21 protein-coding genes and 1 pseudogene are annotated in these 18,881 nt (G+C 71.7%); 12 read left to right on the top strand and 10 right to left on the bottom strand.

Annotation, left to right across the window (positions count from 1 at the left end; genetic code table 11):
* The first annotated feature begins 2 nt into the window (after positions 1-2).
* On the top strand, positions 3-785 hold the full coding sequence (locus ACWEFB_RS01770) for a hypothetical protein (protein ID WP_452281247.1): 783 nt from the start codon (positions 3-5) through the stop codon (positions 783-785).
* Between the two features lie 22 nt (positions 786-807).
* Here ACWEFB_RS01770 and ACWEFB_RS01765 read toward each other — a convergent pair whose 3' ends face one another.
* Together ACWEFB_RS01765 and ACWEFB_RS01760 are read right to left on the bottom strand one after the other, a co-directional pair.
* Positions 808-1,347 (bottom strand): hypothetical protein, encoded by a 540-nt coding sequence (locus tag ACWEFB_RS01765; RefSeq protein ID WP_452281245.1) that lies wholly within the window; start codon positions 1,345-1,347, stop codon positions 808-810.
* Between the two features lie 94 nt (positions 1,348-1,441).
* Complete coding sequence (locus tag ACWEFB_RS01760; RefSeq protein WP_452281243.1) at positions 1,442-2,200, bottom strand: class I SAM-dependent methyltransferase; 759 nt, start codon at positions 2,198-2,200, stop codon at positions 1,442-1,444.
* Positions 2,201-2,320: 120 nt separating this feature from the next.
* Between ACWEFB_RS01760 and ACWEFB_RS01755 the strand changes: the two genes are divergently transcribed.
* From ACWEFB_RS01755 to ACWEFB_RS01745, 3 genes are all read left to right on the top strand, one after another.
* Positions 2,321-3,100 (top strand): glycerophosphodiester phosphodiesterase, encoded by a 780-nt coding sequence (locus ACWEFB_RS01755; RefSeq protein ID WP_452281241.1) that lies wholly within the window; start codon positions 2,321-2,323, stop codon positions 3,098-3,100.
* Positions 3,101-3,143: 43 nt separating this feature from the next.
* A complete protein-coding gene (locus ACWEFB_RS01750; RefSeq protein WP_452281239.1) occupies positions 3,144-4,529 on the top strand; it encodes an MFS transporter in 1,386 nt (461 codons plus the stop codon).
* 64 nt (positions 4,530-4,593) lie between these two features.
* Positions 4,594-5,310, top strand: a complete 717-nt coding sequence (locus ACWEFB_RS01745; protein ID WP_452281237.1) for a thymidine kinase — start codon at positions 4,594-4,596, stop codon at positions 5,308-5,310.
* A gap of 15 nt (positions 5,311-5,325) precedes the next feature.
* Here ACWEFB_RS01745 and ACWEFB_RS01740 read toward each other — a convergent pair whose 3' ends face one another.
* Positions 5,326-5,781, bottom strand: a complete 456-nt coding sequence (locus ACWEFB_RS01740) for an Rv0361 family membrane protein (RefSeq protein WP_452281235.1) — start codon at positions 5,779-5,781, stop codon at positions 5,326-5,328.
* 64 nt (positions 5,782-5,845) lie between these two features.
* Between ACWEFB_RS01740 and ACWEFB_RS01735 the strand changes: the two genes are divergently transcribed.
* Positions 5,846-6,214, top strand: coding sequence for a GntR family transcriptional regulator (locus tag ACWEFB_RS01735; protein WP_326558366.1), 369 nt, complete (start codon positions 5,846-5,848; stop codon positions 6,212-6,214).
* Here ACWEFB_RS01735 and ACWEFB_RS01730 read toward each other — a convergent pair.
* Positions 6,204-7,031 (bottom strand): hypothetical protein, encoded by an 828-nt coding sequence (locus tag ACWEFB_RS01730; protein WP_452281233.1) that lies wholly within the window; start codon positions 7,029-7,031, stop codon positions 6,204-6,206. The genes ACWEFB_RS01735 and ACWEFB_RS01730 overlap by 11 nt on opposite strands.
* Before the next feature lie 225 nt (positions 7,032-7,256).
* On the opposite strand from ACWEFB_RS01730, the gene ACWEFB_RS01725 reads away from it, so the two are divergent.
* On the top strand, positions 7,257-8,963 hold the full coding sequence (locus ACWEFB_RS01725; protein WP_452281231.1) for an acyl-CoA dehydrogenase family protein: 1,707 nt from the start codon (positions 7,257-7,259) through the stop codon (positions 8,961-8,963).
* A gap of 163 nt (positions 8,964-9,126) precedes the next feature.
* Entirely contained in the window at positions 9,127-10,329 is a 1,203-nt protein-coding gene (locus ACWEFB_RS01720) for an outer membrane protein assembly factor BamB family protein (RefSeq protein ID WP_452281229.1), read from the top strand.
* A gap of 4 nt (positions 10,330-10,333) precedes the next feature.
* Here the strand turns inward: ACWEFB_RS01720 and ACWEFB_RS01715 are convergent, their stop codons facing one another.
* On the bottom strand, positions 10,334-11,341 hold the full coding sequence (locus ACWEFB_RS01715) for a tyrosine-type recombinase/integrase (RefSeq protein WP_452281227.1): 1,008 nt from the start codon (positions 11,339-11,341) through the stop codon (positions 10,334-10,336).
* A 122-nt stretch (positions 11,342-11,463) separates the two neighbouring features.
* Positions 11,464-12,000 (bottom strand): redox-sensitive transcriptional activator SoxR, encoded by a 537-nt coding sequence (gene soxR / locus ACWEFB_RS01710; protein ID WP_452281225.1) that lies wholly within the window; start codon positions 11,998-12,000, stop codon positions 11,464-11,466.
* 107 nt (positions 12,001-12,107) lie between these two features.
* Between soxR and ACWEFB_RS01705 the strand changes: the two genes are divergently transcribed.
* From ACWEFB_RS01705 to ACWEFB_RS01695, 3 genes are all read left to right on the top strand, one after another.
* Positions 12,108-12,716, top strand: a complete 609-nt coding sequence (locus ACWEFB_RS01705) for an NADPH-dependent FMN reductase (protein ID WP_452281223.1) — start codon at positions 12,108-12,110, stop codon at positions 12,714-12,716.
* Between the two features lie 79 nt (positions 12,717-12,795).
* On the top strand, positions 12,796-13,296 hold the full coding sequence (locus tag ACWEFB_RS01700; RefSeq protein ID WP_452281221.1) for an ArsR/SmtB family transcription factor: 501 nt from the start codon (positions 12,796-12,798) through the stop codon (positions 13,294-13,296).
* A gap of 26 nt (positions 13,297-13,322) precedes the next feature.
* Complete coding sequence (locus ACWEFB_RS01695; RefSeq protein WP_452281219.1) at positions 13,323-14,120, top strand: M23 family metallopeptidase; 798 nt, start codon at positions 13,323-13,325, stop codon at positions 14,118-14,120.
* Between the two features lie 54 nt (positions 14,121-14,174).
* Here the strand turns inward: ACWEFB_RS01695 and ACWEFB_RS01690 are convergent, their stop codons facing one another.
* From ACWEFB_RS01690 to ACWEFB_RS01675, 4 genes are all read right to left on the bottom strand, one after another.
* Positions 14,175-14,636, bottom strand: a complete 462-nt coding sequence (locus ACWEFB_RS01690; RefSeq protein ID WP_452281217.1) for an SRPBCC family protein — start codon at positions 14,634-14,636, stop codon at positions 14,175-14,177.
* Positions 14,633-15,004, bottom strand: coding sequence for an ArsR/SmtB family transcription factor (locus tag ACWEFB_RS01685; protein WP_326558376.1), 372 nt, complete (start codon positions 15,002-15,004; stop codon positions 14,633-14,635). The genes ACWEFB_RS01690 and ACWEFB_RS01685 overlap by 4 nt, the downstream gene beginning before the upstream one ends.
* Positions 15,005-15,082: 78 nt before the next feature.
* Positions 15,083-16,144 (bottom strand): hypothetical protein, encoded by a 1,062-nt coding sequence (locus tag ACWEFB_RS01680; protein ID WP_452281215.1) that lies wholly within the window; start codon positions 16,142-16,144, stop codon positions 15,083-15,085.
* Positions 16,145-16,172: 28 nt separating this feature from the next.
* Positions 16,173-16,637, bottom strand: coding sequence for a MarR family winged helix-turn-helix transcriptional regulator (locus tag ACWEFB_RS01675; protein ID WP_452281213.1), 465 nt, complete (start codon positions 16,635-16,637; stop codon positions 16,173-16,175).
* A gap of 154 nt (positions 16,638-16,791) precedes the next feature.
* Here ACWEFB_RS01675 and ACWEFB_RS01670 point away from each other — a divergent pair, with 154 nt between their 5' ends.
* Both ACWEFB_RS01670 and ACWEFB_RS01665 read left to right on the top strand, forming a co-directional pair.
* Entirely contained in the window at positions 16,792-17,877 is a 1,086-nt protein-coding gene (locus ACWEFB_RS01670) for an epoxide hydrolase family protein (protein WP_452281211.1), read from the top strand.
* A gap of 330 nt (positions 17,878-18,207) precedes the next feature.
* Positions 18,208-18,881, top strand: a pseudogene (locus ACWEFB_RS01665) (hypothetical protein); the annotation flags it as partial.

Here is an 18,881-nt window from a genome sequence, read left to right as displayed (position 1 = left end):
GGATGGGCGACCACTGGGAAGGGTGGATCGACGACGGGCCGGACTTCGGGGCCGAGCCCGGCGGGGAGCCGGCCGGGTCGACGGACTTCGCCGCCGCCGACGGCTACCCGATCGAGGGGTTCGGCCCGGCCGACGACCACACCGGCGGCGGCGGGGCCGGTGAGGAGGACCTCGACGGCACCGCGTCGGACACCGGGCCGATCGGGTACGGCGACGAGCCCTTCACCGCCGACACCGACTACCCGGCCGAGACCGGATTCGGCCCCGCCGACCCCGACACCGGATCCGGTTCCCAGGACTACGACAGCGGGTTCGGGTCCGCCGACGACAACGCCGTCACGGGGTTCGGGTCCGCTGACGACGCCCCGGACGCCGACGCGGGACTGGGGCCGGCGGATGCCGACACCGGACCGCAGTCGCCGGTCGACGGTGACGCCCGGGTCGGCTTCGGAGCCGCCGGGGCGCCGGTGGGCGCCGACCCCGACCTCGACCCGTACGGCGACACCGACTCCTGGCCGCAGCCGGTGTTCCCGGAGGCGTTCGACGCCGGGGCCGTACCGGAACCGGTCGACGGCTTCCCCTGGGCAGACCCGACCGCCCTGGGCGACGCCGACACGGCACCGGACCCGGCAACCGCGTGGACCGGCGCACCGGAGCCCACGGAACTGGCCGGTTACGCGGCCGAGGAGGTGGCACCGGGGGAAGACCCGTGGACCGCGCTCGCCGCCTCCGACGATCCGGCGACCAGCGCCCTGGCCCGCTTCTGGGGGACGCAGGCGGGCTGACCCGGGCGTCACCCGGCCGCGCTCACCGTTGCTTCTCCCGGACCGTCCGCCACGGCAGACCGGAGATCGCCTCGACCACCCCGACCTGCGGCTGACCGCACCCGTCCAGGGGCAGCGCCGGGCGGATCGCGGTGCCGTCGGCGGCGACGAGAGCAACGTACGGGGACACCCGCAACGCCAGCAGGCACACCTCGGCCCGCTGCGTCGCCCAGGGAGTGGCCAGGGCGGTGAGGAGCCCGTCGAGTCCGGGGCCGTCGATGCGCTCCTCCCGTACCACGGTCGGGCCCGCAGGTTCCGGGGTGACGACGGTGCAGCGCAGTGCGGCGACCGCGACGAAGTCCGCCGGGACGTTGCCCGCCGGACCCGGCTCGAACGTCAGCCCCGGCAACGCGGACCCGTTCACCGGCACCGGGCAGTTCGCCGGGACGACAACCGGTGCCGTCGGGGTCGGGTACGGCGACACACCCGCACCGCCCGAGCCGCACCCGGCGAGCACCGCCACGAGCACGAGCGACACGGTGACGGCGGGCGCCGGGCGCGGGCCGACTCGAACGATCCTCACGAACCGTTCGACGGCGTGAACCGACACCCGGTTCCCGTCGGCGCGTTGACCGCACCCGTGCGGGCCACCGGCAGCGGCACGAGGGTCCGTGGACTCAGCGGACCCCGGCCACGGCCGCGTCCCTGGCACCCCGCCAGACCAGGCCGGTCTGGGTGAACCCGGCCGCGCGCAGCGCGTCGAGGTGCCACGACATCGGCGGGGTCCACTCCGTGGCATGCCGGTCGGCGAACACCTCGCGCCGCTGTTCGAGCAACGGCCCCAGCACCGGATCCCTCGCCACGTGCTCCCACCACGCCTCCCACGACAGCACCGCGCCGGCCGCGTAGCGCGCCTGACGGCGGGCCCGGGCCAGGTCACCGAGCCTGATCGTCAGGTCCGCCAGGCCGTCGTCGGGCATCGTGTCGACGTTGACGAAGACTCCGCCGGGGCGCAGCACCTGCCGGATCTCGGCGTAGAGCGCGCCGAGACGCTCCCGGGGCAGCCAGTGCAGCGCGGTCGCGGTCAGCACGGCGTCGTACTCCTGGCGGGGCAGGCCGGTCGCCCAGTCCGGGGAACGCAGGTCGGCGGCGACCACGGTGGACCGCTGGTCCAGGGACTCCCGGGCGATCGTCATCAGGACCGGGTCCACGTCGAGCAGCGTCGTGGTCGCGTACGGGAACCGGCGCAGCACCCGCAGCGAGATGCTGCCGGTGCCGCCGGCCAGGTCGAGTACCGCCGGTGCGGGCCCGTCCGCGGTCGCGGCAACGGTGTCGAGCAGCGCGGCGAAGCGTTCCTCCCGGTCGGGCAGGTACGCCTCCTGCTGACGGTCCCAACTCTCCTGCCAGGCCACCGGATCCAGTGCGTAAGGAGTCATAGTCAGTAGGGTAGTTACCGGTCCGGGGGTTGTCGAGCACGCCCCACCCCGGGACCCCGGCCAGCTTCTTCTCGTCCACCGGACACCCGACGGTCACCTCCGGCCGGCATACTGCGCTGCGTGAGAGCGCAGTTCGCCTACCTGGACGCACCGACGCCGCTGGCCTTCGCGCACCGGGGCGGGGCGGCCGAGGGCGACGAGAACACCGCCGAGGCGTTCAGCCGCGCGATCGAACTCGGCTACCGGTACGTCGAGACGGACGTACACGGCACCTCGGACGGGGTGGCCGTGGTCTTCCACGACTCGACCCTGGAGCGGCTCACCGGTGAACGCGGCCGCATCTCCACCCTGACCTGGGCCGACCTGACCAGCGTACGGATCGGCGGGGCGGCTGCCGTACCGCGACTGGACGACGTGCTCGGCAGCTGGCCGCAGGTCCGGTTCAACATCGACGTGAAGGCCGACGGCGGCATCGAGCCGACGCTCGCCTCCGTACGCCGTACCGCCGCGCAGGACCGGGTGCTGCTCGCCTCGTTCAGCGACGCCCGACTCACCCGGCTGCGGGCCCTGGCCGGGCCGACGGTGGCGACCTCGCTCGGCATGCGCGGGGTGGCCCGACTGCGGCTGGCCTCGTTGACCGGCAGACGGCTGGTGCTGCCCCCGTCGGTGGTCGCCGCCCAGGTGCCGGTCCGCTACGGGCGGATCCCGGTGGTCGACCGACGGTTCGTCCGCTACGCCCACAGCCTGGGACTTCAGGTACATGTCTGGACGATCGACGAATCCACCGAGATGCACGAGTTACTCGACCTCGGTGTGGATGGCATCATGACCGATCGCGTGGACGTGCTGCGCGACACGTACCTCAGCCGCGGTCACTGGCCCGCCGACCGAACCCCCTAGGTCGGACCGGACCCGCCGCCCGAGCACCGTCGAAGGACCACCGATGGCCGAAACCGTCTCCGTCCCCGTGACCAGCGCGCCGCCGCCCAGCACCCGCCGGGAACGGACCGGCTGGTACTTCTACGACTGGGCGATGTCGGCGTTCTCCACCACGGTCATCACCGTGTTCCTCGGCCCGTTCCTGACCACGGTCACCGAACTGGCCGCCGGCTGCGAACTCGGCGCGGACGCCTGCGACGGCGACGTGCACCCGTTCGGGATCACGATCGCGGCCGGGTCGTACTTCCCGTACCTGGTGTCGCTGTCGGTGTTCCTGACCGTGTTCGTGCTCCCGGTGATGGGCGCGGTCGCGGACCGGTCGGCGCACAAGAAGCGGCTCCTGGCCGGGGCGGCGTTCATCGGCGCGCTCGCCACCATCGGGATGGTCTTCGTCACCGGCGACCGGTACCTGCTCGGCGGCGCCCTGTTCCTGGTGGCGAACATCGCCTTCGGCGCCAGCGTGGTGGTCTACAACTCGTTCCTGCCGCAACTCGGCGGCCCCGACGACCGGGACGGGATCTCCAGCCGGGGCTGGGCGCTGGGCTACCTCGGCGGTGGACTCCTGCTGGCCCTGAACCTGGTCGTGGTGACGATGTTCAGCGTGGAGGGTGACCACCAGCGAACCCTGGACTTGGCCCGGTGGTCGATCGTCTCGGCCGGTGTGTGGTGGGCCCTGTTCACCCTGGTGCCGCTGCGCTGGCTGCGGGAACGCCCGGCGGCCGAGGCCAGCACCGGCGGCAACCTGCTCACCGACGGGTTCCGGCAGCTCATCCGGACCGTACGCGGACTCAAGGCGTACCCGTTGACGTTGTTCTTCCTGCTCGCGTTCCTGGTCTTCAACGACGGCATCCAGACCGTGATCGCCCTGGCCAGCCAGTACGGCACCGAGGAACTGCGGCTGGAGCAGACCACCCTGATCGTGACCATCCTGCTGGTGCAGTTCCTCGCCTTCGGCGGGGCGCTGCTGCTCGGCGCGCTCGCCAAGCGGATCGGTGCCTGGAAGACGGTGCTGCTCAGCCTGGTGCTGTGGACCGTGGTGATCCTGGCCGCGTTCCGGCTCCCCGCCGAGGCGCCGGTGCCGTTCATGATCCTCGGTGCCGGCATCGGTCTGGTGCTCGGCGGCAGCCAGGCACTGAGCCGGTCCCTGTTCAGCCAGCTCATCCCGGCCGGCAAGGAGGGCGAGTACTACGGCTTCTACGAAATCAGCGACAAGGGCACCAGTTGGCTCGGGCCGCTCGCGTTCGGGCTGGTGTTCCAACTCACCAACAGCTACCGGGTGGGCTTGGTCTCGCTACTGATCTTCTTCGTGGTCGGCTTCGTGCTCCTGCTCGCGGTGCCGATCCGGCGCGCCATCGTGGCGGCGGGAAACACGCCGCCACGGGTGCTGTGAGGCACGCGGGTCGCGGCTCGGACGGGCGGGGCCCGGGGTTGACCATGCGTTAGGCTGCCCGACCGTGACCGACGACGCCGCGACCTCCTCCGCCCCCCTGGTGTACTCGCCATCCGGCGGACCCGACGCCCCGCAGCACTACACGGCGCGGCCGGCCCGCGACGGTCGGCCGCTGCACGCCGCCGCGCTGAAGTTCTTCTGGGGACCGATGGACTGTGGCAAGTCGACCATGGCCCTGCAGATGAACTACAACCACGCCCGGCAGGGACGGCGGGGCCTGGTCACCACCCGGATCGACCGCTCACTCGGCCCGCAGGTCACCACCCGGATCGGGCTCGCCCACGAGGCGATCGAGGTCACCGAGGACCTGGACCTGCGCGCCCTGGTCCGGGGCCGGCGCGCCGAGGGCCTCAAGGTCGACTACCTGATCTGCGACGAGGCCTGCTTCTACACCGTGGAACACGTCGAACAGATGGCCGAACTCGTCGACGACTACGACGTGGACGTGTTCGCCTTCGGTCTGGCCTCCGACTTCCGCTCCTGCCTGTTCCCGGCGGCGCAGCGGCTGTTCGAACTCGCCGACGAGGTGGCCCGCATCCAGGTCGAGGTGCTCTGCTGGTGCGGGCGGGAGGGGCTGCTCAACGCGCGGATCGTCAACGGCGCGGTGGCCCGGGAGGGACAGCAGGTGGTGATCGGCGACACCGTGGTCAGCGCCGAGGTGCGTTACCAGGTGCTCTGCCGCCGGCACCACCGTACCGGCGACCTCGGCCCGCGCGGCTGACCACGGCGTACGGGCTCAGAACGGGTCACCGCACACCTGCCAACCGTCGTCGGAGTCAACCACCGGCAGTTGGTGGTTGTCCACCGCCCCGCCCGTGCGGGTCAGCGCGACCGTCACCGTGGCGCTCTGCCGCCCGTCCTTACTGGCGATCTTGACGTCCTCGATCGCGTACCGGCTGATCGTCGGCGGGGTCTCGATCCGCAACGCGAACCTCGGCAGGCTCCACTGCTTGCGGGTCGCCGCACAGAGCCGGTCGTACGCACCCACGTGGTCACCGGCGGTGACCTTGTCGAGGAAGGTGCCGGCCGCCCGTTTCGCCGGACCGGTCGCCTGCCGGACGGCCTGGAAGTTCCAGGCGGCCAGTCCGGCCGCGCCGACGCAGCACACAAAGAGCGTCAGCCCGACCACGACCAGCGCCCCGCGCAACCCCCGCCGGGGCCGGATCCGGGACCGCGCGATCTCGTACGCCATGCCTAGGACGGTAGATACCCTCCGGCGCCGCCGCAGGAACTCCCGTTGCTACCCTCGGCGAATCGTGTTCATCGAACTGGACCCGCACTCGCCGGTCCCACCGTACGAGCAGGTCCGGGCGCGGATCGCCGCCCTGGCCAGCGACGGTGAGCTGACCGCGGGCACCCGACTGCCGGCCGTACGGCAGCTCGCCGAGGAACTCGGCCTGGCAGCCAACACCGTCGCCCGCGCCTACCGGGAGCTGGAGCAGGCCGGGCTGGTCCAGACCCGTGGCCGGCACGGCACGGTGATCACCGCCAGGGCGGCCCGGGTGCCGGCCGAGGCGCAACTGCTCGCCCAGCGCTACGCCGAACAGAGCCGCCGGCTCGGCGTACCGCCCGCGCAGGCGTTGGCGCTGGTCCGGGCGGCCCTGGACCTGCCGGTCAACGACTGAGCAGGTCCCGGATCGACGCGCGCATGCTCGCCACGAAGGCCGTACGGGTGTCCTCGTCGACCAGGTCCAACGACAGGTACGGGTTGAGGTCCTCCAGTTCGACCAGCAGCAGTTCCCCGTCGGCGGTACGGCACGCGTCGACGCGCTGGATGCCGTGGCTCAGCCCGTTCCAGTCGACGAACCGGTGGGCGAAGTCCCGGTCGGCGGGGGTCGGGTCGTAGCGCCGCAGCAGCCAGCGCTGGTCCGGGTCGGGGGCGTGCAGGGCGTACTGCAACTCGTGGTCGACGAAGTAGAACGACACCTCGTACCGGAAATCGATCTTCGGTTGGGCCAGCAACCCGTCGAACTCGACCCGGTCGAGCTGCTCGCGCGACACCGTCCGCAGCCCGATCGAGTCCGCACCGGCGGCGGGCTTGACCACGTACTCGGCGACGTCCGGCAGCCGGTGCAGGTCGGCGTACCGGTCGACGGTCGGGATCACCGGATACCCCGCGAGCGTCAGGTCGACCAGGTACTGCTTGCCGATCATGTCGGCCCGGCCGGTCAGCGGGTTGTAGACCCTGGTGCCCCGGGACAGGGCGGCGGACCGGAACGCGGCGTACTCGGCCTGGTACTGCATCACCGGGCCGCTGTTGCGGACCACCACCGCGTCGAAGTCGTCCATCAGCGCGGTCGCCTGCAACGGGTGGCACAGGGCGACGGTGAAGTCCGCGCGCAGCAGCCCCGACAGGAAGATGTCCTCGTCGCAGTACCTGCGCCCGCGTGCCTGGTAGCCGAGGTCGGTGACGTACAGGATGGCGGGTGCTGGGGACGGCATCGGGCTCCTCGGGCCGGGCGGGTGGTCGCGGGCGGGATTCTGCCGTACGGCTGCGGGGCCGTCGGCGCCAGCGTCACCGCGATGATCACGACCGCCCGTACGGGAGGGCGCCGCTCCACCGGGTGGTAATAGATTGTTGACATTCGGTGGCCTGTTGCCGCCGTTCGGTGTGGTCTACGGTCAGCGCATCCCGCCAACCACCCCCGATCGGCGGAGGAGCAGACGATGGGCCGCTACGTGCAACCGGTGACCGCGCCGGGTGATCCCTACACCGAAGACCGCCTGCTGCGCTCCTGGTTGGACCGGCAACTGGGGCTCGCCGGACACGCCGCCGCCAAGGGCCGGCTCACCGCGCTCGCGGCCGACGTCACCGGGCCGCTGCGGGCCGCGCACGCCGACGCCGAAGCCCACCCACCCACACTGGTGCGCTACGACCCGTGGGGAGCCAGGATCGACCGGATCGACACCCCCGCCGGCTGGCAGACCCAGCGGGCCGCCGCCGCCCGGCACGCCGTGGTCGCCCTGCCCTACCTGGCGCAGGCCCGTGGCGAATGGGGCGCGGCGGCGCGGGTGGTCCAGCACGCCCTGCTGCACCTGTACGGTCCCGAGTCGGCCACGTTCTCCTGCCCGGTCGCGATGAGCGACGGCGCGGCGGCCCTGCTGAACCGACCCGAGGTCGACCCGGCGGTACGCGACGCCTGGCTGCCCCGGTTGACCTCGACCGACCCCGCTCACGCGATCACCAGCGGGCAGTGGATGACCGAGTCGCAGGGCGGTTCCGACCTGGCCCGTTCCTCCACCACGGGCCGGCCCGCCAGCGACGGCTCCTGGCGGCTGACCGGCGAGAAGTGGTTCTGTTCCGCCGCCGACTCGGCGATGGCGGTGGCACTGGCCCGCCCCGACGGGAAGGTACGCGGCAGCCGGGTCCTGGCCCCGTTCCTGGTGCCCCGCTACGCCGTCGACTCACCGCTGGCCGGTGTCGGCGCCGACCCGGGATACCCGGCACCCGGCGTGACCGTGCACCGGCTCAAGGACAAGCTCGGCACCCGGGCACTGCCCACGGCCGAGATCGGCCTGCACAACGCGTACGCGCTCCCGCTGGGCGACCCGGAACAACCGGGCCTGACCCGGGCGATGACCCTGGTCGTGGTGACCCGGCTGCACAACGCCGCCGCGGCGGCCGGCGGTATGCGCCGTGGCCTGGCCTACGCCCGCGCGTACGCCGACACCCGGCAGGTGGCCGGCGGGCTGCTCGCCACCTCCCCGCTGCACCGGGCGACCCTCGGCACCCTCGCGGTCGACGCAGCCGGTGCGTTCGCCCTGGCCGGACACGCGTTCTTCCTGCTCGGCCGGGTGGAGGTGGGTGCCGATCCGGCCGCCGCCGCCGAACTGCGGATCGTGGCCCCGCTGGCCAAGCTCGCCACCGGCCGGCTCGCGGTCGCCTCGGCCGCCGAGTACGTGGAGAGCTTCGGCGGCGCCGGCTACGTCGAGGACACCGGGGTGCCCCGCCTGCTGCGCGACGCCCAGGTGCTGCCGATCTGGGAGGGCACCACCAACGTCCTGGCGCTCGACGTGCTGCGCGCCACCGTACGGGAGGACGCCGCCCCGCCGCTGTTGCGCCGCCTCGACCTGGCCACGGACATCGCCCGCAGGCTGAACCCGGCCCTCGCCGACGCGCTCGCCACGTCGGCGAGGCGGCTGCGTACCACCGTCGCGGAGGTGACCGCCGACCCGGACGCGGTGGCCGTCGTCGCCGGCGCACGCGGGTTCGCCCTGCGGCTGGCGTACGCGTTGGCCGCCGCCGTACTGGTCGAGCAGGCCGCCGGCGGCGACGAACTCGCCGAGGTCGCCGCCCGACTCTGGGCGCGGCGTTGGCTGCGCGGGGAGGAGATCGCCGCCGACGCCCACCACTACCTGGACGTGCTCTGCTAGCACGACCGGCGGGCGGGACGCGAGGCGACACGCGGGCGGTGCCGGTGCGTCGACCGCCGATCGGGCCGGACCGGCAGCCGGGCGCCGTGGTGCTGGATACGCTCGACCGGTAACCGGACGACTCTCCGGGTAGGGGCGGCGACGCCGGCAAGCGGGAGATGTGATGGACACGCACCCGGCGGTGCTGATCGAACTCGGCACCGAACGCGGGATCCCGGAGCAGGACCGGCCGACGTCCGTACGTGCCCGCCGGGTCGCGGTCCGGTGGCCGGTGCTCTGCCTGACCGCGCTGCTGGTCCTGCTGTCGGTGACCGCGGCGCAGCCGCTCGCGCGGGACCTGCGCCGCACCGGCGAGTTGCCGATCGCCGCCCGGGCCTCGTTCTTCCTCGCCGGGGACCTGCTCCTGGTCGCCGACCCGACCAGCACGCCGATGACACTGTCCGGATACGACCTGCCCGGCGGGCGGCAGCTCTGGCAGGTCCCGGCCGCCACCGCGGCGTCCTTCGCCGCGGACCTCGTGGGTGACCTGGTGCTGGTCGCCGAGGTGGACAGCCTGGGCCGCCGGATCTCCACCACCGCCCGGTCGGCACGCACCGGCCAGGTCCGATGGCAACGCCCCGGCCTGCTGCTGGTGGGCGCCGACTCCGCCACCGGGGTCGCGATCTCCGAGGTACGCAGCGCGTCCGGCGCCGGCCGCCGGATCGAGGGGACGATCGAAGCCGTCGACCTGGCGACCGGGCGGATCCGGTGGACGGTGCCGGTGCCGTCGACGGCAGTCGGTGAACTGGTGCCCGGCGGCCCGGACCGGCTGCTCGTGGTGCACGACAGCGGCGCGGTGAACCTGCACGACCTGCGCACGGGTGCGGTGGTCGGCGAGGGACGCCTGCCACCGGCGGACTACGCGCCGGACAACCCGGTGATCGTCGGTGACCGGCTGATCCTGCGGCATCCGACCACCGGCGGCGAGTCCGCGATCAGCGGTTACGACCTGTCCGACCTCGGTCTGCGGTGGAGCCGACCGGTCCAGCGGGTCAGCGGCGGCCTGCGCGAGTGCGCGGGCCTGGTCTGCCTGGAGGACTGGCGGCAGGTGGTCGCGCTCGACCCGGTCACCGGCGGCACGCTCTGGACCGGCGGCACGCACCGGGGATGGGGACGGCTGCCGTGGGGCATCGGCACCGGCGCCCGGGTGCTGCTGCGTCCCTCCCCCGATCGGCCGCTGGTCGCGGTGGAGGAAGGTGCGGCTCTGCGCATCCTCGGTGCCCTACCCGAACGGGTGTCGGACTGCCGGGCCGGCGACGTGGACCTGGTGTGCCGTACCGGCAGCACCCGGCTGGGGTTGTGGCGGATGTCCGTACCCGACCGGTGACCGGTCAGGCCGGGTCCGCCGGTTGGCGTCGGGCGCGGGCGGCCCAGATCGCGTACGCCGGATCCCGGTCGAGGTTGTGCCGGTCACGGTCGTAGCGGCGGGTGGTACGCGGATCCGCATGCCCCATCGCGTCCTGGACGTCCTCCAGCGGCACCCCCTCGGAGCGTGCCGTGGTGGCGAACGCGTGCCGCAGCGAGTGCGGGGAGAGCTTCGCCCAGGCCGGGATGCCCGCGAGTCGGGCCAGCCGGCGTACCAGGCGGAACACGGCGTGCCGGTCGAGTCGCCCACCGGTTCCGGTCACCAGCAGCGGCCCGGCGAGTTGCTCGACCGGAACCCGCTCGGCCGCCGCCCGGGTCCGCAGGTACGCGTCGACCGCGAACGCCGTACCCGGGGTGAGAGCCCGTCGCCGGGCCCGGCCGCCCTTGCCGATGAACCGGATGCTGCGGTGTCCGCGCTCGTACCCGAGGTCGCTGAGGTCCAGCGACACCAGTTCACCGACCCGCAGCCCGAGGTCGGCCAGGAACACCAGCGCGACCCGGTTGCGGGCAGCGGTCGGGCCGGTGTCGGTCTCCGCCGCGGCGAGCAGCGCGTCCACCTCGTCCGGGGTCATGCCGACGGTGGCGGAGTGGTCCCGGCTGACCCGGGGGCGGTCGGCGCCGGAGACCGGGTTCGCCTCGACCGCCCGCAACCGAACCAGGAAGTCGTACCAGCTCGACAGTGCCGACAGCTTGCGGGCCACGGTCGCCGGGGTGAGCGGGCGACCGCTGCGGGGGTCCACGGTCGACTCCAGCTCGCGCGCGTAGGAGTTGACGTCGAGGAAGGTCACCCGCAGCGGGTCGAGGTCCCGTCCGGTGCACCAGCCGAGCCAACCGGTGATGTCCCGCCGGTACGCCGCCCGGGTGTGCTCGGAGAGCCGGCGGTTGCGCAACCACGCCTCGGTGAAGTCGAGCGGGCCGGTGGCCAGGGCGGCGCGGGCCGACGGACGCTGAGCGGGTGCGGCGGTGCGAGGCATGTGAAAAAGTTTCTCAGCCGGGTGGGTGTCCTCGTCCGAGGCGCGCCCTACCCAATCCAGATCGCCGTCCTGGTCCATGCCTTTGTCAGACAACGGATTCCACACCGGAACGTCTGGTCACGTCATGGTTGTTCGGTCGCGCCGGCCGGAGCCAGGCAGGCGGACGATCCGGCGGCCGGCGACGCGCACCCGCCGCCGGCCACCACATCGTCTGCGCCGAACAGCCGTCGTGGCCCCGGCCCCTCCGCACCCATCCGGTCGTACGGGTTGACCAGCGGGCAGCGGTCCAGGGAGAGGCAGCCGCACCCGATGCAGTCGGTGAACTCGTTGCGCAACTGCTGGAGGTGACGCATCCGTCGGTCCAGTTCGTCCTGCCAGCACAGGGCCAGCCGCGCCCAGTCCTCCCGGGTGGGCGTACGGCTGTCGGGCAGCACGGCCAGCACCTCGGCGACCTTCGCCAGCGGGATGCCGACGCGCTGGGCGATCCGGATCAGCGCGACCCGGCGCAGCGTGTCCCGCCGGTACCGACGCTGGTTCCCGGCCGTACGGCGACTGGTGATGAGGTTCTGCCGCTCGAAGAAGTGCAGTGCCGACACGCTCACACCGCTGCGGGCGGCGAGTTCGCCGACGGTGAGTTCACCGGCGATGGATGCACCCATGGTCGTGCCCCTTCCTTCCGTCGGCCTTGACCTTAACAAATGTTGAGGTCCTACCGTCCATCTTGTCGTCGACCGACGGCAGGACAGCGATCGAGGGAATGACACAGATGAACGTTGACCCGGCAATCACCTCCTCCCGGCCGCCGCTGCGGGTGGCGGTCATCATCGGCAGCAACCGGGAAGGCCGGTTCGGGCCGACCGCAGCCCGGTGGTTCGCCTCCCACGCGGAGCTTCGGGACGACCTGACCGTCGACCTCGTCGACCTGGCGGACACCCCGCTGCCGACCGCGCTCACCAACAACCCGCCGGCCGAACTGGCACAGGTACTGGGTGGCCTGACCGGGCGTCTCGACCTGGCCGACGCGTTTGTGGTGGTCACACCGGAGTACAACCACAGCTACCCGGCCTCGCTCAAGGCCGCGATCGACTGGCACTTCACCCAGTGGCAGGCCAAACCGGTCGGATTCGTCTCCTACGGCGGACTGTCCGGGGGACTGCGTGCGGTGGAGCATCTGCGGCAGGTCTTCGCCGAACTGCACGCCGTCACGGTGCGCGAGACGGTCAGCTTCCATGGCGCGTGGGCGCGGTTCGGCTCCGACGGTCAACCGAAGGATCCGGACGCCTGCACCACGGCGGCCACGGCCATGCTCGACCAGCTCGTCTGGTGGGGTGACGCACTGCGCGACGCCCGTACCCGTTCCCGCTACGGCGGTTGAGCATCCCGGATGGGTCGGGTCCCGAAACGGGCCCCGACCCATCTACCAATCTTTTACGTAAGTACGTAAACTCGAACCCATGGAGATCGAGGAGCGTGTCACGGAGTTGGAGCGCCGCCTCGTCGCGCTCGAACGGACCGACCGTCCCGCCACCCGTGCGGTGGAGGGCGACCTCTGGGCCCTCGACGGGCTCACCGCGATGCTCGCCGAGCACGACATCGCGCACGGCGGGGTGCTGTTCACCGGCAAGGTCCAGCTACCCACCGACGAGCACTACGCGTGGCAGTACGCCCGCCCGACCGATGCGCTGCTCGACGAGGACTGGTCGCAGGCCGCCGAGTCGTTTGCCGCGCTCGGCCATCCCGTACGGATGCGCCTGCTGCACGAGATCCTCGGCGGCCGCCGCACGGCCGCCGAACTGGCCGCCCTCGAAGACCTCGGCACCACCGGCCAGATCTACCACCACCTGCGGCAACTGACCGCCGCCGGCTGGCTGCACACCGCCGCCCGGGGCCGCTACGAGGTGCCGCCGGCTCGGGTCGTGCCACTGCTGGTGATGCTGGCCGCCGCCCGACCGTGACCCCACACCGGGACAGGAGACGTACCGTGCGCAAGCTGTCGATGATCCTCTACCGCTGCTGCTGGGTGGCGTTCCTCGCGTTGCTCGTGGCCGGGTACTACCTCGACTTCTCCTGGCTCTGGGGCTGGCTACCGCTGGGCCTGGCCTTCGCACTGCAACTCGCCGCGAACCGGCAACCCGCCGTCGCCGAAGCCCGGCCCGTGGTCGAGGTCGACCCACCGGTCACCGGCCGCTGGTCCGCGCTCAACAGTCCCGCCGACCGGGTGCCCAGCCACGGCACCCGCGGCTACGGGCAGGCGTACGCGATCGACATCGTGGCCGAACCGGAGGACACCGCCCGACCCCGCTTCGGCTGGTGGCCGTTCGTACGCGGAAACCGGCACTTCCCGGCCTTCGGCACCCCGATCCTGGCCGTCGCGGACGCCACCGTCGTGTCCGCGGTCGACCACCACCGCGACCACCTCAGTCGCAACTCGTACCCGGCGCTGCTCTACCTGTTGGTCGAGTCGATCCTGCGGGACCTCTCCGGCCCGGGGCGGGTGTTCGGCAACCACGTCATCCTCGACCTCGGCGACGGCACCTACGCCGCGTACGCCCACCTGCGGCGTGACTCGCTCACGGTGCGCGCCGGGGACCGGGTCCGCGGCGGTCAACTCCTGGCGCGGTGCGGGAACTCGGGCAACACCACCGAACCGCACCTGCACTTCCAGCTCATGGACGACCCGGATCTGGACGTCGCCCGTGGAGTGCCGTTCACCTGGCGCGGGATCGGCGTACCGGGCAACGGCGAGGTCTTCACCGTGGCGCAGACCGCGAACACGTGACCCGTACGCCCCCGCACCGCCTCCCCCGAAGAGGCGGTACGGGGGCGGGCCGGATCAGGACCCGAGCAGGTTGTCGAGCTTGGTGAACGAACTGCTCCAACCCTCGCGGGCCATGCCCTCGACCTCCTCGGTGTACGGACCCTGCCGCAACACGATCCGGGTCTTGTCGCCCTCGTCGTGGAACTCGAGCCGCATGTACATCGCGATGGGCTCCGCCTCGCCCGGCGTGGGGTCCCATTCCTCGGCACCGACCAGCAACTCGTTCTCGATCACCTCGGTGAACCGGGCGTCGACCGGCGAGGTCATGTTCGGGTCGTCGTCGCTGACCATCACCATCCGCTGGTGTCCGCCCGTGCGGGCGTCGATGTCGATGGTGTCGCGCGGCACCGAGAAGCCCACCGGGCCGAACCACTGCGCGATCTGGTCGGGGTCGACGAACGCCTGGTAGACCAGTTCGCGGGGCGCGTCGAAGATCCGGGTGATGACCAGTTCCTTGTTGGCGACGGTGTTCGTCATGGTGCTTCCCCCTCGGGTGCGCGGTCGGTCTGCTGTGCCGACCGCTCTTGTTGGATGCGGCGCAGGTGCGCGTCGAGTCGATTGAAGTTGGCGTCCCAGAACTGCCGGTAGCGCTCCATCCATGCCGTCGCCTCCTGCAGGGGTTCGGCGTTCAGGCTGCTGGACCGCCATTGCGCCGCACGGCTGCGGGAGATGAGTCCGGCGTGCTCGAGCACCTTCAGGTGTCGCGAGATCGCCGGAAGGCTGATGGAGAACGGCTCGGCAAGCTCCGAGACGGTGGCGTCGCCCTCCGCGAGGCGGGTCAGGATCGCCCGCCGGGTGGGGTCCGCCAGCGCCGCGAAGATCACGCTGAGCCGGTCACTCGCCATGTTATTTAACCTCATTGCTAATTAACTGATGTGTTAAACGTAGAGCGTGAGCCGTTGCCCGTCAAGCGACTCGCCCCGCTACCGGGACCGGATGCCGGGGTTCGTGGCCAGGATCGACTCGGTCGTGCGCCAGAGTTCCGGCAGGAAACCGAGGACCTCCGCGGTTCGGCGGCGCAGGTCCGCACCCGTGGTCAGGCCGAGATCGCCGACCAGCTCCTCGAACGCCGGGGCGAGCGCGTCCCGCAGCCCCGGAGGTGCGTCGACGGCGAGGATCTGGTGGCAGCGGGCGAAGGTCACGGCGATCCAGAAGACCGCCTCCCGGTGGTCGCCACGCTCGACAAGCACCCGACCGCCGTCGATGGCGACCGGTCGGGCCGCGGCCGTGATGTCGGCACTGAAGAAGAACGGTGTACGGGACACCTCGGCGGTCGCGTCGAAGGTGTGGGCGAGCCGGCGCAGGTGGTACGCCACCCGGCCACCGGTCATCCGGGCGCACCCGAGCAGTTCCAGCAGGTCGGGATAACGATCGAGGTGGCCGTGGTCGGCGAGCACACCCCGGGCCGCCAGGTAACGCAGCCGTACGGTCGGATTGCGCAACGCCGCGACGAGCAGGACCTGCGTGGTCACGCTGGCGGGGAACATCCAGGCCAGCACCCGTTCGTGCAGCGGCGCCGACACGTCGACGGCAGCCAGTCCGGTCTCGATCCTGCGGCTGGCGTGCTCGCAGCGGGCGCGTACCCAGGTGGGCTCGGCGAAGCTCGCCGACACCAGTGACCGCAGCCGGCCCAGAATCCCGGTGGGGTCGGCGATGATCGTGTCGGTACGGAAGCTGCTGGCCAGGTAGAACGTTGCCAGGACCCGCTCCGGCGGGTCGAACTCGTCCCGGGACAGGTGGGTGACCTCCAGCAGCACGCCACGATGACGGAACTTGCCCAGCTTGAGCGCGGGCGGTTCCCCCTCCATGACCACGACGACGTCGACGTCGGAGGTCGGCGGCATCTCGGCGTCGGCCGGCAGCCAGGTCGTCGAGCCGCTGAAGAAGGCCCCGACGAACCCGGCCTCGTCGCGAGCGTGCAGCGACACCCAGTCCGTGGCTACCGCCCGCGCCCACCCGACCCGCACACCACCATCGTCGGGCATCCACCCGAAGCCCGCGAGCGGGGCCGGATCAGCCGTCCGACCGCCGGTTGTGGTGGTCGAGGACCCGGGCCAACAGCCGGGCCAGTTGCGTACGCTCGTCCGGCGAGAGGGGCGCGAGCAGGTCGTCCTGGATCCGGGTCACCTGCTTGTCCAACAGCCGGAGCTGCCGTCGTCCGTCCGGGGTGATGGTGATGACGTTGCGTCGCCGATCGGTCGGGTCCGGTGCGCGCTCGACCAGGTGCCGTTCGGCGAGTTCGTTGATCGTGGCCACCATGTCGCTGAGATGAATGCCGCTGCGGCGGCCCAGCGCGGCCTGGCTCGCCGGGCCGTACTCGTCGAGCGTCGCGAGCAGGCGGTAGTGGTAGCCGCGGGCGTGTACGGCGGTGAAGCCCTCACTGACCAGCCGGTGGGCGTGTGTGGCGGTCTGGGTCATCAGCCAGCTCGGCAGGGTGGTGAGCCGGGCCGGCGGCGCGTCGTCGGACGGCGTCTCCATGTGGGCAGCCTAACAAATTTCATTGGTGCGACTAACGGTACGACGCCGACCCGTCCGATTATCGTTAGTTACACCAACGTTAGTCCGCCGAACGATTCTCGCCGTGCCGATGGACGTAGGTCGGCGACGCAGAGCAGTAGGAGAGGAAACGACCATGATCGAGCCCTTCCGCCTCGACATCCCACAGGCCGACCTGGACGACCTCGGCGCCCGGCTGACCCGTACCCGATGGCCCGACGAACTGCCCGACGTCGGCTGGGACTACGGCATTCCACTGCACCGGGTACGGGAGCTGGCCGAGCACTGGCGCACCGGGTACGACTGGCGCCGACACGAAGCCGAACTGAACCGGTACCCGCAGTTCACCACCGAGATCGACGGGCAGAACATCCACTTCCTGCACGTACGCTCCACGGACCCGAAGGCGCTCCCGCTGATCCTGACCCACGGCTGGCCCGGTTCCATCGTGGAGTTCCTCGACGTGATCGGTCCGCTCTCCGAACAGTTTCACCTGGTCATCCCGTCGATTCCCGGCTTCGGCCTGTCCGGTCCGACCCGGGAAACCGGCTGGGACGTACACCGGGTCGCCCGCGCGTGGGCGACCCTGATGCACCGACTCGGTTACCACCGGTACGGCGCCCAGGGCGGGGACTGGGGATCGGCTGTCTCCCGCGCCCTCGGTGCGATCGCCCCCGACCGGGTCGTCGGGGTGCACCTCAACTACCTGCCCACACCGCCACCCCCGGACGGCACGGGAGAGCAGCACCTGACCGATCGGGACCGCGACCGGCTGGCCCGGATCAAGCAGTTCGTGGCCCAACGCCCCGGCTACATGGTGCTGCAGGCCACCCGGCCGCAGACCCTGGCGTACGCGCTGACCGACTCCCCGGTCGGGCAACTCGCCTGGATCGCCGAGAAGTTCACCGAGTGGACCGACCCACGCTCCACGATCACCGACGACCGCATCCTCACCAACGTCATGCTCTACTGGCTCACCGGCACCGCCGGGTCCTCGGCGCGACTGACCCGGGAGAGCGCGTTCGGCGGCCCCCTGCCCTGCCCGCCTCCGGTGGGGGTGGCCGTCTTCGCCCACGACATCACCCTGTCCGTACGCCCTCTCGCGGAGCGGACGTACACCGTGACGCACTGGAGCGAGTTCGACCGGGGCGGACACTTCGCCGCACTCGAGGTACCGGACCTGTTCGCCGCCGACGTACGCCGGTTCTTCCAAGGCAGGTGAGCCGACTCCCTAGTGGAGCCGACCCTGTGAGCGCAGTGATCGTCAGCATCGGTCGAGCCCCGCTGGAGCCGTCCCGACCCGTTCGAGAGCCTGTCGGCGCTGCCAGGTCGACAAGCTCTCGAACGGCGTCCATTGCGGACAGGCTCGGCGACGACGACGCGGTATGTGCGGGCGCCTCCGCTCGACGAGCCAGACCTCGCTAGGATCCGCACGGAAGAGCGGGAGGGTCGGATGCAACCGGACAGTCCATACCAGTTGATCGAGGCACTGGGGTCGTCTGAGGTGGGCACTGTCTGGTCGGCCCTCGACCAGGTGGGCAGACCCGTCACTGTGGTGATTCTCGATGCCCGGGTCGCGACCGACCAGCGGTGGCGGGAAGCCTTCGCCACCGCGGTGAACGCGTTGGCGAGTTCGCAGGCGGGCGGGGCCCGGGTCTTCTCCGCTGATTTCGCGGCTTCCGCCCCATGGGCTGCTTTCGCCGCGGACGACGGCCCCGGTGCGGAGCGGGTCTTCCTGGCACTCGGTGTGGAGTACCACCCCGTACCACCTGACCTGCACGATGACGTCCCGTCGCGGACCGGGAAGTCGGAGGTGGGACACCCGCAACCGGCGGCCACCGACGGCACCCCGACCGTTCCCCTCGGGCTGCCCGCTGCCGGCGGGAACCCGCGTCCCAGTGTCGCTGTCGAGCAAACCTCCCCGGCCGAGTCCCCGCCGAGCGTCGAGGACGAGCCGCCGACAGAGGTCATGCCGCGGATCGACCCGTGGTCCACCCCGCCGCAGCAGGTGTCGCCACCACCGGCGGCACCCGCGCCCCCGCAGACGTACACCCCGCCAGCACAACCGGTGCCGCAGCCGATCTCGGTGCCGCCGCAACCGACGTCGGGGCAGCCGTACCCGGTATCGGGGCCACCACAGCCAACGTCCGCACAGCCGTACCCGGTGTCAGGACCACCACAGCCAACGTCCGCACAGCCGTACCCGGTGTCAGGACCACCACAGCC

This window comes from Micromonospora sp. NPDC004704 (assembly GCF_053601675.1).
Note: the sequence above shows the minus strand (reverse complement) of the source record. Positions and strands in the feature narration are given on the sequence as shown.